At 59.1% G+C, this 16,011-nt stretch carries 15 protein-coding genes; 5 read left to right on the top strand and 10 right to left on the bottom strand.

Annotated elements, in window-relative coordinates; translation table 11 throughout:
- Nucleotides 1–100 precede the first annotated feature (100 nt).
- The 3 genes from yjiA to TX23_RS17515 all read right to left on the bottom strand — a co-directional run bounded on the left by yjiA (nt 101) and on the right by TX23_RS17515 (nt 3,495).
- On the bottom strand, nt 101–1,060 hold the full coding sequence (gene yjiA, locus TX23_RS17525; protein ID WP_057703279.1) for a GTPase: 960 nt from the start codon (nt 1,058–1,060) through the stop codon (nt 101–103).
- A gap of 156 nt (nt 1,061–1,216) precedes the next feature.
- A complete protein-coding gene (locus TX23_RS17520) occupies nt 1,217–1,414 on the bottom strand; it encodes a YbdD/YjiX family protein (protein ID WP_057703278.1) in 198 nt (65 codons plus the stop codon).
- A 14-nt stretch (nt 1,415–1,428) separates the two neighbouring features.
- Nucleotides 1,429–3,495 carry a carbon starvation CstA family protein gene (locus TX23_RS17515; RefSeq protein ID WP_057703277.1) on the bottom strand — a complete coding sequence of 689 codons (2,067 nt, stop codon included), beginning with the start codon at nt 3,493–3,495 and terminating at the stop codon, nt 1,429–1,431.
- 173 nt (nt 3,496–3,668) lie between these two features.
- Here TX23_RS17515 and TX23_RS17510 point away from each other — a divergent pair, with 173 nt between their 5' ends.
- The gene (locus TX23_RS17510) at nt 3,669–4,037 is read left to right on the top strand and encodes a PilZ domain-containing protein (protein WP_057703276.1); all 369 of its coding nucleotides are present in this window, start codon (nt 3,669–3,671) and stop codon (nt 4,035–4,037) included.
- 112 nt (nt 4,038–4,149) lie between these two features.
- Here the strand turns inward: TX23_RS17510 and radA are convergent, their stop codons facing one another.
- The 3 genes from radA to katB are packed head-to-tail and all read right to left on the bottom strand — an operon-like array spanning nt 4,150 to nt 7,691.
- Entirely contained in the window at nt 4,150–5,517 is a 1,368-nt protein-coding gene (gene radA / locus TX23_RS17505) for a DNA repair protein RadA (RefSeq protein WP_046069598.1), read from the bottom strand.
- 35 nt (nt 5,518–5,552) lie between these two features.
- Nucleotides 5,553–6,092 (bottom strand): ankyrin repeat domain-containing protein, encoded by a 540-nt coding sequence (locus tag TX23_RS17500; RefSeq protein ID WP_057703275.1) that lies wholly within the window; start codon nt 6,090–6,092, stop codon nt 5,553–5,555.
- A 57-nt stretch (nt 6,093–6,149) separates the two neighbouring features.
- Nucleotides 6,150–7,691 (bottom strand): catalase KatB, encoded by a 1,542-nt coding sequence (gene katB / locus TX23_RS17495; RefSeq protein WP_057703274.1) that lies wholly within the window; start codon nt 7,689–7,691, stop codon nt 6,150–6,152.
- Between the two features lie 287 nt (nt 7,692–7,978).
- Between katB and mscL the strand changes: the two genes are divergently transcribed.
- Entirely contained in the window at nt 7,979–8,398 is a 420-nt protein-coding gene (mscL, locus tag TX23_RS17490) for a large-conductance mechanosensitive channel protein MscL (RefSeq protein WP_057703273.1), read from the top strand.
- 40 nt (nt 8,399–8,438) lie between these two features.
- Here mscL and TX23_RS17485 read toward each other — a convergent pair whose 3' ends face one another.
- Nucleotides 8,439–9,215, bottom strand: coding sequence for a ferredoxin--NADP reductase (locus TX23_RS17485; RefSeq protein WP_057703272.1), 777 nt, complete (start codon nt 9,213–9,215; stop codon nt 8,439–8,441).
- A gap of 449 nt (nt 9,216–9,664) precedes the next feature.
- Here TX23_RS17485 and TX23_RS17480 point away from each other — a divergent pair, with 449 nt between their 5' ends.
- Nucleotides 9,665–10,375 (top strand): helix-turn-helix transcriptional regulator, encoded by a 711-nt coding sequence (locus tag TX23_RS17480; RefSeq protein ID WP_057703271.1) that lies wholly within the window; start codon nt 9,665–9,667, stop codon nt 10,373–10,375.
- A gap of 144 nt (nt 10,376–10,519) precedes the next feature.
- Nucleotides 10,520–11,644 carry a methyltransferase gene (locus TX23_RS17475; protein ID WP_057703270.1) on the top strand — a complete coding sequence of 375 codons (1,125 nt, stop codon included), beginning with the start codon at nt 10,520–10,522 and terminating at the stop codon, nt 11,642–11,644.
- A gap of 119 nt (nt 11,645–11,763) precedes the next feature.
- On the opposite strand, the gene TX23_RS27345 is transcribed toward TX23_RS17475, so the two are convergent.
- Genes TX23_RS27345 through TX23_RS17465 form a run of 3 tightly spaced genes read right to left on the bottom strand, consistent with a single transcriptional unit; the run spans nt 11,764 to nt 14,392 of the window.
- Nucleotides 11,764–11,931, bottom strand: a complete 168-nt coding sequence (locus TX23_RS27345) for a DUF2474 domain-containing protein (RefSeq protein WP_005791626.1) — start codon at nt 11,929–11,931, stop codon at nt 11,764–11,766.
- Nucleotides 11,932–11,943: 12 nt separating this feature from the next.
- Nucleotides 11,944–12,951 carry a cytochrome d ubiquinol oxidase subunit II gene (gene cydB / locus TX23_RS17470; protein WP_005791627.1) on the bottom strand — a complete coding sequence of 336 codons (1,008 nt, stop codon included), beginning with the start codon at nt 12,949–12,951 and terminating at the stop codon, nt 11,944–11,946.
- Nucleotide 12,952: 1 nt separating this feature from the next.
- The gene (locus TX23_RS17465) at nt 12,953–14,392 is read right to left on the bottom strand and encodes a cytochrome ubiquinol oxidase subunit I (RefSeq protein ID WP_057703269.1); all 1,440 of its coding nucleotides are present in this window, start codon (nt 14,390–14,392) and stop codon (nt 12,953–12,955) included.
- Between the two features lie 317 nt (nt 14,393–14,709).
- Between TX23_RS17465 and TX23_RS17460 the strand changes: the two genes are divergently transcribed.
- Nucleotides 14,710–15,948 (top strand): MFS transporter, encoded by a 1,239-nt coding sequence (locus TX23_RS17460; RefSeq protein ID WP_057703268.1) that lies wholly within the window; start codon nt 14,710–14,712, stop codon nt 15,946–15,948.
- Nucleotides 15,949–16,011 lie beyond the last annotated feature (63 nt).

Raw genomic sequence — 16,011 nt, 5'->3', positions numbered from 1 at the left:
GCTTGCTCGCGAAAAACGTCAACGATAACGCGTGCATCCTGGGTGCACGCGTTGCCTGTGAGTTCTTCGCGAGCAAGCTCGCTCCTACAGGTGGGCTTTTTTATGCCTGATAGACCCGCGCAAAGCCTTGGCGAATTTTGTCTTCTGGCAGCTCATCGGCAATAAACACGATCACACTCTCCCGCGCCTCGCCCTCCGCCCATTCGGTATCCCAGTCGAAACCATAGAGTTTCAGCACGCCCTGGAACACCATGCGCCGGTCTTCCCCGGCAATATTCAACACACCTTTGTAGCGCAGCAGCTGCTTGCCGTGTTCTTCCAGCAATTGGTTCATGAACTCACTGAGGCGGTCGATATCCAGCGGCTGGTCGGTGCGCAGCACCAGGCTGGAAATACGATCGACCGATGGCGCAGCGGTGACCGGGCGCAGGCTCATGCCGGCGTTGAGGTTGAAGCCGCGCACATCCAGCAACTCGGCCAGGTCAATCTTGCCGTGATCCACTACACGGATCGGCGCACGCCGGTTAATGCGGGTGAGGCGCTGGCTGAGGGCGTCGAAGCTGGCGTCGTCCACCAGGTCACGCTTGCTCACCAGCAGGCGGTCGGCAAAGCCGATCTGGGCCTGGGCGATGGTCTGGGTCAGGTGATGCTCGGCGTGGGCGGCGTCCACCAGGGTGATGATGCCGTCGAGGATGTAGCGCTCGCGCAGTTCTTCGTCGATGAAAAACGTCTGGGCCACCGGCGCAGGATCCGCCAGGCCGGTGCATTCGATCACCAGCCGGTCGAAGGCGATCTCGCCACTGTCCAGGCGCTCAAGCAGCAGGTACAAGGCTTTGGTCAGGTCGGTGTGGATGGTGCAGCACACGCAGCCGTTGGACAGGGTCATGACTTGCACCGGCTCGTCGCCCAAGAGCTGGGTGTCGATACCGGCGTCGCTGAATTCGTTTTCGATCACGGCGATTTTCAAGCCGTGCTCGGCCTTGAGCAGGTGGCGCAGCAAGGTGGTCTTGCCGGCGCCGAGAAAGCCGCTGAGGATGGTGACGGGGATGGGAGAGGACAAAGAGATTCTCCTGAAAAATGAGGGCGCAAAAACAACTGTAGGAGCGAGCTTGCTCGCGAAGAACGTCAACGATAACGCGTGCTGTCTGGATGCACGTGGTGTCCTTGGGTTTTTCGCGAGCAAGCTCGCTCCTACAGGTACAGCCGTTTTACCAACTTAGCAGCACTTGGGCCCACCCTTGCCGCCGTAACGGGCCTCTTGGCGTTCGCGGAAGAACGCCTTGTAGTCCATCACCGGCTTGTCCGGGTGTTTGGTTTGCATATGCTCAACGTAGGTGTCGTAGTCGGGAATGCCGACCATCAGGCGCGCGGCCTGACCGAGGTATTTACCGAGGCGACTGATGTCATTGAACATGTCTGCAATCCTCGTTATGCGTCCGGTACAGCCTGGAAGGGGGCTTCTTTATCCGTACGCTCTTTGTTGCCCCAGGCGGCGACGCCGACTTTGAGCGCATAGAACAGGATGCTGAACACCACGAACAGGAACAGCGCCGTCAGCGTTGCGTTGGTGTAGGCGTTCCAGATCACATGCTGCATCTGGTCGATGCTCTTGGCCGGGGCGAGGATCTGGCCGTTGGCCAGGGCATCGCTGTATTTCTTGGCCAGCGACAGGAAGCCGATCGCCGGGTTGGCGTCGAACAGCTTGATGAAGCCTGCGGTGGTGGTGCAGATCAGCAGCCAGACAGCCGGCAACATGGTCACCCAGATGTAGCGCTGACGTTTCATTTTGATCAGCACAACAGTTGCCAGCATCAAGGCGATACCCGCCAGCATCTGGTTGGAGATACCGAACAGCGGCCACAAGGTATTGATGCCACCCAGTGGGTCGATCACGCCCTGGTACAGCAGGTAACCCCACATCGCCACGCAACCGGCCGTCGCGATCAGGTTGGCGGTCCAGGACTCGGTGCGTTTGAGCGCAGGCACGAAGGAGCCGAGCAGGTCTTGCAGCATGAAACGACCGGCGCGGGTACCGGCATCCACTGCCGTAAGGATGAACAGCGCTTCGAACAGGATCGCAAAGTGGTACCAGAACGCCATGGTGTTTTCACCTGGCAGCACACTGTGCAGGATCTGCGCGATACCTACCGCCAGCGTCGGCGCACCGCCGGCACGCGCCAGGATGGTGGTTTCACCGATATCGTGGGCAACGGCCGACAGCGCCTCAGGGGTAATTGCAAAGCCCCAGCTGCTGACGGTTTGCGCCACGGTGACCACGTCGGTACCGACAATCGCCGCCGGGCTGTTCATGGCGAAATACACGCCTGGCTCGATCACCGAAGCGGCAACCATCGCCATGATGGCCACGAACGATTCCATCAACATGCCGCCGTAACCGATGTAACGGGCGTGGCTTTCATTGGCGAGCAACTTGGGCGTGGTGCCCGAGGAGATCAGCGCGTGGAAGCCCGACACCGCGCCACAGGCAATGGTGATGAACAGGAACGGGAACAGGCCGCCCTTCCATACCGGGCCAGTGCCGTCGATGAACTGGGTCAGCGCCGGCATTTTCAGGTCAGGCATGGTGACGAGGATGCCAATCGCCAGGGCGATGATGGTGCCGATTTTCAGGAACGTCGACAGGTAGTCACGCGGTGCCAGAATCAGCCATACCGGCAGCACAGCGGCAACGAAGCCGTAGCCGATCAGCATCCAGGTGATCTGGATCCCGGTGAAGGTAAAGGCTTTGGCCCACACCGGGTCAGCGGCAATTTGCCCGCCCAGCCAGATCGAACCCAGCAGCAACAGCACGCCGATGATCGAAATTTCACCGATGCGGCCCGGGCGGATGTAGCGCATGTAGATACCCATGAACATCGCAATCGGGATGGTCGCCATCACCGTAAAGATGCCCCACGGGCTCTCGGCCAGGGCCTTGACCACGATCAGCGCCAGCACCGCGAGGATGATGATCATGATCAAAAAGCAGCCAAACAGCGCGATGGTCCCGGGAATGCGGCCCATCTCTTCGCGCACCATGTCGCCCAGGGAACGCCCGTTACGGCGTGTAGACAGGAACAGGATCATGAAGTCCTGCACCGCCCCCGCCAGCACCACACCGGCAATCAGCCACAGGGTGCCGGGCAGGTAACCCATCTGTGCCGCCAGGACCGGACCGACCAGCGGGCCTGCACCGGCAATCGCCGCAAAGTGGTGACCAAAAAGGATATGTTTGTTGGTTGGCACGTAGTCCAGACCGTCGTTATTGACCACTGCGGGGGTGGCCCGCCGTGGGTCGAGCTGCATCACGTTATTGGCGATGAACAGACTGTAGTAACGGTACGCAACCAGATAGATGGCCACAGCAGCGACCACGATCCACAAGGCGTTGATCGCCTCGCCGCGGCGCAAGGCCACTACGCCCAGGGCGCACGCTCCCAGGATTGCCAGCACCAGCCAGGGTAGGTGGCGTAGCAGGCTATTATTATTTTTCATTTTTGTATTCCAGCCAGGGTGGACAGAAAGGACAGCCAGCCCGAGTTTAGCGCTGTTGGCTTCAAAGACCAGCCCCCTACGTTGGTCTAGAGCCTTCTATGCGGCAAAAAAACGAAATAAATGCCAAATGATGGCGCAAGGCTACAATTCTCCTATCCACCGAGGGCTTCACCATGACCGAACACCCGTCTGAACGTCGCCGTTTTCGCCGGATCGCCTTTGATGCCACTGCCGAACTTCGGCAAAACGGCAGCGAATGGCCAGTGACACTGGTGGATCTGTCACTCAAGGGATTGCTGGTGGAACGGCCTGACGACTGGAAGGGGAATAAAGCGCTGCCCTTTGACGTCGACATACGCCTGGACCAGAAGACGCATATAAAGATGCAAGCGCGGCTGACCCACGAAGAGCATGGTCAATTGGGCTTTGTGTGCAAACACATTGATCTGGATTCGATCAGCCATTTGCGTAGGTTCGTTGAGTTGAACCTGGGTGATGAGCAAGAGCTGGAGCGCGAGTTGGGCGCCCTGCTGGAGATCTGAAAACACACATCAATCAAAATGTGGGAGCTGGCTTGCCTGCGATGACGGTGTCTCAGGCAAGGATGGGTAAGCTGACCCGCCGCTATCGCAGGCAAGCCAGCTCCCACAGGGGTTACTCGAACAGCGCATCCAAGGCTTGTTCCAGACGGGTAACCCCAATCACCTGCAAGCCCTGGGGCATTTCCTTGGGCGCATTGCCCTTGGGCACGATCGCCCGCTTGAACCCATGCTTGGCCGCCTCCTTCAACCGCTCCTGCCCACTGGGCACCGGGCGGACTTCGCCCGACAGGCCGACTTCACCAAACACCAGCAGGTCATGGGGCAGCGGTCGGTTACGCAGGCTGGACATTACCGCCGCCATCAGCGCCAGGTCGGAGGCGGTCTCCAATACCTTGACCCCGCCCACTACGTTAAGGAAAACATCCTGGTCATGGGTCGGAATGCCGCCGTGACGGTGCAATACCGCCAGCAACATCGCCAAACGGTTCTGGTCCAGGCCAAGCGTGACCCGGCGCGGGTTGGCCAAATGGCTGTCATCCACCAGCGCCTGAACTTCCACCAGCATGGGCCGGGTGCCTTCCCACGTCGCCATCACCACACTGCCGGGGACTTCCTCCTGGGCACGGGTGAGAAAAATCGCCGAAGGGTTAGAGACTTCTTTCAGCCCGCGGTCAGTCATGGCGAACACACCCAGCTCGTTCACAGCGCCAAAGCGGTTTTTTACCGCCCGCAGCAAACGCAGGCGGCCATCGGACTCACCTTCGAAATACAGCACGGTATCCACCATGTGCTCCAACACCCGTGGCCCGGCTAGCGCGCCTTCCTTGGTCACGTGACCAACCAGAAAGATCGCCGTGCCGCTTTGCTTGGCGTAGCGCACCAACAGCGCCGCACTTTCACGCACCTGGGACACGCCGCCCGGCGCCGATTGCAGTTGCTCGGTGAAAATCGTCTGGATCGAGTCAATCACCATGACCTTGGGTTTTTCGATCCGCGCCGTGGCGATGATGCTTTCGATACAGGTTTCGGTCATGACCCGCAGCTGATCCTGGGGCAGGCCCAAACGGCGGGCGCGCATGGCCACTTGCTGTTGGGATTCTTCGCCGGTGACATACAGCGCCGGCATACGGCTGGCGATGCTGCACAGGGTTTGCAAGAGGATGGTCGACTTGCCGATACCCGGGTCACCGCCAATCAGCACCACCGAACCATCGACCAGGCCACCGCCAAGTACGCGGTCCAGTTCGCCGGAGGCGGTGGAGAAACGCGGGATCTCTTCGACACTGACTTCGGCCAGGGTCTTGATCTGTGCCTGTTGCCCGGTCCAGCCGGCGCGGCCGGTCGGCGCTGCGGCACCACCGCTTTCGATCATGGTTTCAGTCAGGGTGTTCCACGCACCGCATTCGGAGCACTGGCCCGCCCATTTGGGAAAGGTCGCGCCGCACTCCGTGCAGCCGTACATGCGCTTGGCCTTTGCCATGTGAGAACCTCCAACCGAAAAACCGCGATGATAGCTCAGCGCGACGCCGGGGTCCGGATTTCGCCACTGGCCAAACGTGAAGCACTGTTACCGACGGGGTCCTCGGCGTTCAGGTCCGCGCCTTTGGCTTGCAGTTCACCCAGCAACTCGACGCGTTTGAACAACCCGGCGTACATGGCGGCGGTCTGCCCCGCGCCATTGCGTTGGTCGGGGTTGCAGTCGGTGGCCAGCAGGCGCTGGGCGATTTTCAGCTCGCCCTTGAAGATGGCGCCCATCAGCGCCGTGTTGCCGCGTTTGTCCTGAACGCAGGCGTTGGCACCGGCATTGAGCAGGCGCTCCACGTAAGGGGCCTGGCCGTGATAAGCGGCGAGGATCAGTGCGGTGTAGCCTTTGTCATCCTGGGTGTTAAGGCTGTAGCCGGATTCAATAAAGGTGTTGAGCATGTCGAGGTCGCCACGCCGGGCGGCGTCAAAGTAATAATCCTGTAGCTGCGCTTTGAGCGCCACCGGGTCTGGAGACTCCGCCTGGGCGACGAAGGCCAGCATGGCCATCAGTAAACCAATAGAGATACGCATAGGGGCTTCTCCTGCCAAAGGCCGACGCCCATCCAGGCGCCGACCGCAACCAACGAATCAGTCAGTCAGTTTTTCCGCCAGCGCCTTCACGCGAGCCAGGTCACCTTTGGCAACCTTGGTCACGCCGGTGCCGTATTCCGGATCAGCCTTGTAAAGGAACGACAGGATGATGTGCTTGCTCTCGTCATCGGTGGTGGCCAGCGAGCCGCCGAAGTTGTCGATCAAGTCCTGACGCTCTTTCTTTGTGTAGGAGCGGTACAGGTCACCGGCCTGTTTGAAGTTCTGCTCGCGCTGGATCTTCGCCTGCTGGGTGCTGCCCGACAGCGGCGACTGGCTGTAGCGCGCGGTTTGCGGCTCTTCGCGTGGCAACAGCCGGCTTGGCTGGTAGTTCACGCCGGTGGTGGTCTTGCCGACGTTCATCGCGCCATCCTGGTTGCCGTTGTTGACGGTGACCCGTGGGGCGTTGATCGGCAGTTGCAGGGCATTCGCGCCCAGACGGTACATTTGCGTATCGGCATAGGAGAACACCCGGCCTTGCAGCAGGCGGTCTTCCGACGGCTCGATGCCCGGCACCAGGTTGGCAGGCGCCATCGCGACTTGCTCGGTCTCCTGGAACACATTGCCGGGGTTGCGGTTCAGCACCATTTGGCCAACTTTGCGCTCGGGCACATTTGGCCAGATCTTGGTGGCATCCAGAGGGTCGAAATCAAACTTGGCCAAGTCCTCGGGCTTGAGCACTTGCACATACAAGTCCCACTTGGGGAAGTCGCCCTTGTTGATATGGGTGACCAAGTCATTGGTCATATGGCTGTAGTCACGCCCCTGCACCTCGGTGACTTGCTTGGGATCAAGGTTCTTGATGCCTTGCAGGCTCTTCCAATGGAACTTGACGTAGTGCACTTCGCCCTTGGCGTTAATCAACTTGTAGGCATGTACGCCATTGCCGTCCATCTCGCGGTAACTGGCCGGAGTGCCGGAGTCCGAGTACAACTCGGTCAACGTACGTGTGGCCTCGGGAACATGAGAGAAGAAGTCAAAACGGCGTGAGTCGTCATCCAGGTTAGTGCGTGGGTCGGGTTTAAAGGCATGGACCATATCCGGGAACTTGATGGCATCGCGGATAAAGAAAGTCGGGAAGTTATTGCCGACCAGGTCCCAGTTACCTTCGCCAGTGTAGAACTTGGTGGCAAAGCCCCGTGGGTCACGCAGGGTTTCCGGGGAATGGTTGCCGTGGACGACCGCCGAAAAGCGTACGAACACTGGGGTGGTTTCACCCGCCGCAAACACCTTGGCCTTGGTCAGGTCACTGAGGTTGTCGGTCACCGTGAAAGTGCCATGGGCACCGGTGCCGCGGGCATGTACCACGCGCTCGGGGATACGTTCGCGGTCAAAACGCTGCAACTTCTGAATCAGTTGAACGTCCTGCAACAACACCGGGCCGTTCGCTCCGGCCGTTTGGGAGTTCTGATTGTCGCCGACGTTGGCGCCGTTATCCCGGGTCAGGTTGGCGGCTTGCACGGAGAGGGACAGCAGGCTGGCGGTCACCAGTGCCAGCGCATGGCGCGCGGACACGGGCCTACGGCTGATTGGAGTGTTCATCGAGGTTTCCTCTGGTTTTTTTAGCGCACATTCTGTTGTGCTTGTCAGAGGCTAGTGACCTGCGAGTCAGAAGATAAATAGAAAAACACCACAGGTCCGATTAAGAAAATAATCTGGTAACTGGCTGAAAGGACGGGTAATTCGCGCGCGACTGGTGGCACTTTGCAAACTATTTGCGTTTTAATGTGTCGATAAAAACCGACAGTGTTAACAGTTGTGTCGAGCAAGCCTTGTACGACTGAATTACACTGACCTCCACCCTTCTCAACTGTAACAAGGAATAACCTATGGGCGTGATCAGTGAGTTCAAGGCCTTCGCGGTCAAAGGTAATGTGGTCGACATGGCCGTCGGTATCATCATCGGCGCCGCCTTCGGCAAAATTGTTTCCTCGTTTGTGGGCGACGTGATTATGCCGCCTATCGGTCTGTTGATCGGGGGTGTGGATTTTGGCGACCTGGCGATAACGCTCAAAGCCGCGCAAGGTGATGTACCGGCGGTGGTGCTGGCCTATGGCAAGTTTATCCAGAGCATCATCGACTTCGTAATCGTCGCTTTTGCGATCTTCATGGGCGTGAAGGCCATCAACCGCCTGAAGCGAGAAGAAGCCGTAGCCCCTAGCTTGCCGCCGACACCGACCAAGGAAGAAGTGCTGCTGGGCGAGATCCGCGATCTGCTCAAGGCTCAAAACAACAACAAACCGCTTTAATCAGCGATTGCAAAAAGGCGCCTCGTGAGGCGCCTTTTTTCTACCAGTAATTTTCTACTGCAACCTGACCAGGGCGTCGGCTCAGGCTCAGTTGCATGTCCCGTTGCTTGAGTAGCTGGCGGGTGTCATCGACCATCTGCGGATTACCGCAAATCAATACGCGGGAGTGTTCCGGCGTTAACTCAAGGCCGGCGGCACGCTCCAGTTCGCCATTTTCGATCAGCGTGGTAATGCGCCCGTTGAGCGCACCCGGATGTTGCTCGCGAGTGACGATGGGGATGTAGGTGAGTTTATGCGCGTATTCGGCCAGGTACTCGCGCTCCCCCAGTTCCTTGATCAGCGCCTGGTAGGCCAGCTCTTTCGCTTCACGCGCGCTGTACACCAGGATGATGCGTTCGAATTTTTCCCAAACCTCAAAGTCCTGCAGAATCGACAGGAACGGCGCGACCCCTGTGCCGGTGCCCAGCAGCCACAGGTCGCGCCCGTCGACGAAGCGATTGAGGGTCAGGAAGCCGGTGGCCTGGCGTTCTACCAGCAAGGTGTCGCCGACCCGCAGCCGGCTAAGCTCACTGGTGAACTCGCCGCCTGGGACAACGATGGAAAAAAAGTCGAGGTGCTCATCAAAAGGCGATGACACCACCGAGTAGGCACGCCACACGGTGCTGCCATCGGCCTTGGTCACACCCAGGCGCACGAACTGCCCGGCGGTAAATCGAAAGCCTGGGTCGCGAGTGGTGCGCAGGGTGAAGAGGCTGGGGGTCAGCGATTGCACGTCGAGCAAGGTCTGGCGGGTAAATTTCTCAGCACTGGCCGTCATGGGAGGCTCCGTTTTGCACAGGCCGTTAGTGTCTCTCAAAGCGGGTGACGCAAACACCGCTGATTTGTACTGGCATTGCAATATCCCAGGGTACGTGGGCTGTCAGTGACCATCGGCCCTCAGGCAATCGAGAAAGATCAAGGCGCCACCCACTCACACTAATCATTTGGCTATTAATCCCACCAGAATGCGCAACAAGATGAAACTGGGACGCTCTTAGGCATCATTTTGATATTACCCACAAACTATTAAAACCAGTGTAAAAAAAACATTCCCACCGTTTTTTTCATACAACTTATCTACAGTTGTACAAGTCTGGAAACTGTAGCTGGACTCACTGATGAAATTTTTTTCAGACTAGCTTGTACGACGTGTCCTACACTTGTTTTCGTGCTGCATTGGGGATCAGGAAGTACCCAAGTCACAAAGAAACCCATGGAGAGTTACCGATGGTCAATTGGCGCAATTCACGGCTGCCCAAGCTGGAAGGCGAGAGCGAAATCACCACCGTGTATGAAATGGTGATTAACCGCACTCAGGAAATGGGCTTCAAATATTGCTCGTTCACAATGAGTACCCAATCCGAAAGCACCCAAACCAAGCCATTCAACTGCAACAACTACCCAAATGAGTGGAACAGGATTTATCAACAAGCAGGTTTCTTCGACAAGGATCCGGCTGTAGTCCACTGCAAGCACTCTGTACTGCCCATTCTCTGGGAGAAAAAAGCCTTCAGTAACGCACCCGAACTGTGGGACTTGGCTCAGTCATTCGGGGTGCATGTGGGCTGGTCCCAGGCGGTGCATGATTTCAAGGGTGTATTCAGTATGCTGACCCTGGTGCGTGACAAGGGTGAGGTCAGCCCTGAAGAGCTTTACGAAAAAGCCGGTCAGGTATTGTGGCTTTGCCATGCGATGCATGCGGTAGTCGCACATCAATACGCCTGTGAGCCCGTCGACGAGGTGCCGTTCAAGTTAACCGCCCGCGAAACGGAAATTCTCAGATGGTGCGCCATGGGCAAGACCGCCGCGGAGATTGCTCGCATTCTGTGTCTGTCAGAGCGAACGGTGGGTTTTCATGTCGGCAGAGTACTCAGCAAATTGAAGGTCACCAGTAAGATCCAGGCTGTGCTCTGCCTCGCCAAAGCCGGAATGCTCTAACCGTCAATTAAACACCCCATGTCATTGCGTTAAAAAAAACGTAACATTTACGGCCAATTCTGAGTGTTGATGCCGCCCCCTTTAGCGGGTCGCGTCGCCGTCCACTCAGACGGTTCCGTCGATTACCCAGAGCACTCCTCCCCCATGCCCCTGCTTGACAGCCCCTTCGCCCAGCTCGATCTGATTCGTCAGCCAGAGCAACACAATGATCCGCTGCAAGCCTTCGATGCCGCCGACGAATACCTGCTCAACCACCTTGGCGCACAGCAACCCGATACGCTGAGCCGTGTGCTGGTACTCAATGACAGCTTCGGTGCCCTCGCGGCCAGCCTTGCGGGCCAGGTGCTGGTGACCTCCAGCGGCGACTCGTTCCTCGCCGCCCAAGGCCTGGAGAAAAACCTGGTGCGCAACGGCAAGGCGTTTGATGCCGTGCCATTCATCCCCGCCAGCACTGCGCCGGTGGGGCCCTTTGATCGGGTGCTGATCCGCGTGCCAAAAACCCTGGCGCTGCTGGAAGAACAGTTGATCCGCCTGCAAGGGCAATTGGCGCCGGGCGCCGAGGTGATTGCCGGGGCGATGGTCAAGCACTTGCCCCGCGCCGCCGGTGAGCTGCTGGAGCGTTACATCGGGCCGATGCACGCTACGCTTGCGGTCAAAAAGGCGCGATTGCTGATCGCCACCGTGGCAGATCGTCCTGTCGCCGTCTCGCCCTACCCCACCCGCTACAGGCTGGACACGCCGGCGATCGAGTTGCTCAACCACGCTAACGTTTTCTGCCGCGAAGGTCTGGACATCGGCACCCGCGCCTTCCTGCCGCACCTGCCGAAAAACCTTGGCAGCGCTCGCGTGGCAGACCTGGGCTGCGGCAATGGCGTATTGGCAATTGCCAGCGCTCTGCTAAACCCCGACGCACAGTACACGCTGGTGGATGAGTCCTACATGGCCGTGCAATCGGCGGCTGAAAACTGGCAGGCCGCCCTGGGCGATCGCGACGTCAGCGTACGCGCCGATGACGGCCTGGCCGGGCAGGAGGCACAATCGTTGGACGTGGTGCTGTGCAACCCACCGTTTCATCAACAACAAGTGGTCGGTGACTTCCTCGCCTGGCGCATGTTCCAGCAGGCGCGGGAAGCCCTGGTAGTGGGCGGCGCGTTGTATATCGTCGGTAACCGTCACCTGGGCTACCACAGCAAATTGGCGCGATTGTTCCGTGGCGTCGAGCAAGTGGCGGCCACGCCAAAGTTTGTCATCCTCAAAGCGCGCAAATAAAAAAAGCCCTGCTTATTGTAGGAGCGAGCTTGCTCGCGAAAAACCTGAGAACACCGCGGGGCGTCAGGCACCCCGCGTTATCGTTGACGTTTTTCGCGAGCAAGCTCGCTCCTACAGTGTCAATGCGTGGTCAGGCCCGCCGCATTCATGAACATGCGCATCAGGCTGGCCACGACGAACAGGGCCAGCACGCTGCCGACCCAGATCATCGCCAGCCATCCCAGGCGCCGCCACAATGGTTGTTTCTCGGCTTGTTCAATCTCGTGCAACGAAGGTTTACCGGACATGTTTCAACCCTCCTAGTGATAGCCGTCTTCGTGGGTGACCTTGCCGCGGAACACGTAGTAGCTCCAGAAGGTGTACCCCAGAATGAACGGGATGATGAACAACGTGCCCACCAGCATGAAGCCCTGGCTTTGGGGTGGCGCCGCAGCGTCCCAGATCGATACGGACGGCGGGATGATATTGGGCCACAGGCTGATGCCCAGGCCGCTGTAGCCGAGGAAGATCAGCACCAGCGTCAGCAGGAACGGCGTGTAGTGCGCATGACGGGCCACGGCGCGGAACAGTCCGTACATCGTGACCAATACCAGCACCGGCACGGGCAGGAACCAGAACAGATTCGGCAAGGTGAACCAGCGCGAAGCGATTTCCGGGTGGGTCAGCGGCGTCCAGATACTGACGATACCGATCACCGCCAACACCACGAACGCTAACGGCCGCGCCAGGTTATGCATCTGCTCTTGCAACTTGCCTTCGGTCTTCATGATCAACCAGGTGCAGCCGAGTAAGGCATACGCCACGATCAGCGCCACGCCGCAGAACATGGTGAACGGTGTGAGCCAGTCCAGTGAGCCGCCGGCAAACTGGCGATCCACCACCGGGATACCGTCGATAAACGCCCCCAGCGCCACCCCCTGGAAGAAGGTCGCCGCCAGCGAGCCGCCGATAAACGCCTTGTCCCACAGGTGACGCTTGTGGTCCTTGGCCTTGAAGCGGAACTCAAAGGCCACGCCGCGAAAGATCAGCCCGATCAGCATCAGGATCAGCGGCAGGTACAAGGCCGACAACACTACCGAATAGGCCAGCGGGAACGCGCCAAACAACGCCGCGCCGCCGAGGACCAGCCAGGTTTCGTTGCCGTCCCAAACGGGGGCCACGGTGTTCATCATCACGTCACGGTCGACTTTGCCGGGGATAAACGGAAAGAGGATGCCGATACCCAGGTCGAAGCCGTCCATGACCACGTACATCATGATGCCGAAGATGATGATCACGGCCCAGATCAGCGGAAGATCAATACCCATCTCAATTCCCCTTGTGCTGGATGTGGTCGTGGTCGTTATCGCTACCATCGTCGGCGGCAGACAACGGACGCGCCGGGGTGCGTTTCTGACCAGGGCCACCATGGGTAGGCTCGGAACCTTCGTGAGTCTGAGGCCCTTTGCGCACCAGGCGCATCATGTAGCCCAAACCGGCACCGAACAGCGCGAAGTACACCACCACGAACAACACCAGGGTAATAGTCATTTGCGCCAGGCTATGCCCGGATGAGGCATCTGCCGTGCGCATCAACCCGTAGACCACCCACGGCTGGCGACCGATTTCGGTGGTGAACCAACCGGCAAGAATCGCAATCAAGCCAGACGGGCCCATCCACAGCGCCAGGTACAGGAACGGTTTGGACGTGTACATCTTGTCGCCCCGGCGCAGCCACAGGCTGAACAGACCGGTGAAGATCATCAGGAACCCCAGGCCGACCATGACCCGGAACGACCAGAAGACAATGGTCGAATTGGGGCGATCTTCAGGCGGGAACTCCTTGAGGGCCGGCACCTGTTTGTCCAGGGAGTGGGTCAGGATCAGGCTGCCCAGATACGGAATCTCGACGGCGTATTTGGTTTTCTCGGCTTTCATGTCCGGCCAGCCGAACAGGATCAACGGCGTTGGCTCGTTGCCGATATTTTCCCAGTGGCCTTCAATCGCGGCGATTTTTGCCGGTTGATGCTTGAGGGTATTGAGGCCATGGAAGTCACCGATCACGGCCTGGATGGGCGCGACAATCAGGGCCATCCACATCGCCATAGAGAGCATTTTGCGGATCGCCGGGTTGTCCTTGCCGCGCAGCAAATGCCAGGCCGCCGACGAGCCGACGAAGAACGCCGTGGCAACAAACGCAGCCGTGGCCATGTGCATCAGGCGGTAAGGGAACGAAGGGTTGAAGATCACCGCCAGCCAATCGGTGGGAATCACTCGGCCGTCGATGATTTCAAAGCCCTGGGGCGTTTGCATCCAGCTGTTGGAGGCGAGAATCCAGAACGTCGAGATCAGCGTACCCACGGCCACCATCACCGTAGAGAAAAAGTGCAGCTTGCGCCCCACCTTGTTCCAGCCAAACAGCATCACGCCCAGGAAGCCAGCCTCAAGGAAGAAGGCGGTGAGCACTTCGTACGTCAGCAACGGCCCGGTGACGGCGCCGGCGAAGTCCGAAAAACGGCTCCAGTTGGTGCCGAATTGGTAGGCCATGACCAGGCCGGAGACCACGCCCATGCCGAAGTTGACGGCAAAGATCTTCGACCAGAAATGGTAGAGGTCACGGTAGGTATCGTTATGAGTCTTGAGCCACAAGCCCTCCAGCACCGCAAGGTAACTGGCCAGGCCGATGGTGATCGCCGGGAACAGGATGTGAAACGAGATGGTGAACGCAAATTGAATTCGGGCGAGATCTAGCGCCTCCAAACCGAACATAAGTCTTCCTCTGTCAGGTAATACCGGCTGCTGGCTGGGAGCCTGCACCCACTGCCCCCACGGATATGGAGTGTGGCGAATTTCAATTCGTTTCTTTTTTTACCCATCTCGTGGGGATTCTGGCCTTGCGGCCGCCAGAGCAATTCCGGGGCAGGTTTTGATCTGGATCAAGCATCGTTGAAAGAGTAGTCCCATTTTTGCTGTAGGACTGTGTGGTCTTTTGCCGCGTGACAGCTTGCCTCAGCCCTGTTCTTGCAACTATTTGTTACAGCTTGATGCTAATCTCGCCATTCCCCCGCTCCTGACCTGAATTTCCGATGCCCAGTGAACCTGCGTTGCTGCTACGTCACCACCGTCCTTTCATCGCCTTCTGGCTGGCACGTATCTTTACCGCCAGCGGCTTCCAGATGCTCACCGTGGCAATCGGCTGGAACCTCTACCAACTGACCGGCAACGTGCTGGACCTGGGCCTGGTTGGCCTGGTGGAATTCGTACCACGCGTGCTGTTCATGCTGCACACCGGGCATGTGGCCGATCGCTATGAACGCCGCAAGGTCGCCGCCATTTGCCAGACGTTACAGGCGCTGATTGCCCTGTCCCTGGCCATTGGCGGCCTGACCGGCAACGTGACTCGCGAGATGATCTTCATCCTTGCCTTCCTGCTCGGCGCTGCGCGCTCATTTGAAATGCCCACCACCCAGGCGCTGCTGCCGAGCATTGTGCCCAGCGCGCTGTTCCCCCGGGCCGTGGCGGCATCGCAATCGGCCCAGCAACTGGCGACCATCGTCGCACCCGCCGTGGGCGGTTTGCTCTATGCGTTTGGCAGCGTGTGGGTGTACGGCCCAACCGTGGCGCTGTACCTGATTGCCTGCGTGCTGACCCTGAACCTGCCCGCCCGCCAGACGCCGCTCAACAAAGCCAAAGCCACGATGGACTCGCTGCTGGCCGGCATCCGCTTTATCCGCAGCCGCCCGGACATCCTCGGCGCCATCTCCCTGGACCTGTTTGCCGTACTGCTGGGCGGCGCCACCGCGTTGCTGCCGGTGTTCGCCAAGGACATCCTGCTGACCGGCGCCTGGGGCCTGGGCCTGCTGCGCTCGGCACCGGCGGTGGGCGCCTTGCTGATGTCATTGTGGCTGGCGCGCTTTTCGGTGGACCGCCAGGTGGGCCGCGTGATGTTCACTGCCGTCGGCGTGTTCGGGGTGGCAACCATCGCCTTCGGCCTGTCGACCTCGTTCTGGTTTTCCCTGGCGGTGCTGGTGGTATTGGGCGCGGCGGACATGATCAGCATGGTGATCCGTGCGTCGTTCGTGCAGTTGGAAACGCCTGATGAAATGCGCGGGCGGGTGAGTGCGGTCAATGGCCTGTTTATCGGCGCCTCGAATCAATTGGGCGAGTTCGAATCCGGGATAACCGCCCACTGGTTTGGCACCGTGCCTGCGGTGGTGATGGGCGGGGTTGGCACGCTGGTGGTGACCGGGGTGTGGATCAAGCTGTTTCCGACCCTGGCCAATCGCGATCGCATGCATGTGCCGATGGAAGAAACCAAGCCATAAGCTTAAGCGTTGTACCCTGTGGGAGCCGGGCTTGCCCGCGATAACGGTGTATCAGGCAACTCT

The sequence above is a fragment of the Pseudomonas paralactis genome (assembly GCF_001439735.1).
Lineage (GTDB): Bacteria > Pseudomonadota > Gammaproteobacteria > Pseudomonadales > Pseudomonadaceae > Aquipseudomonas > Aquipseudomonas paralactis.
Note: the sequence above shows the minus strand (reverse complement) of the source record. Positions and strands in the feature narration are given on the sequence as shown.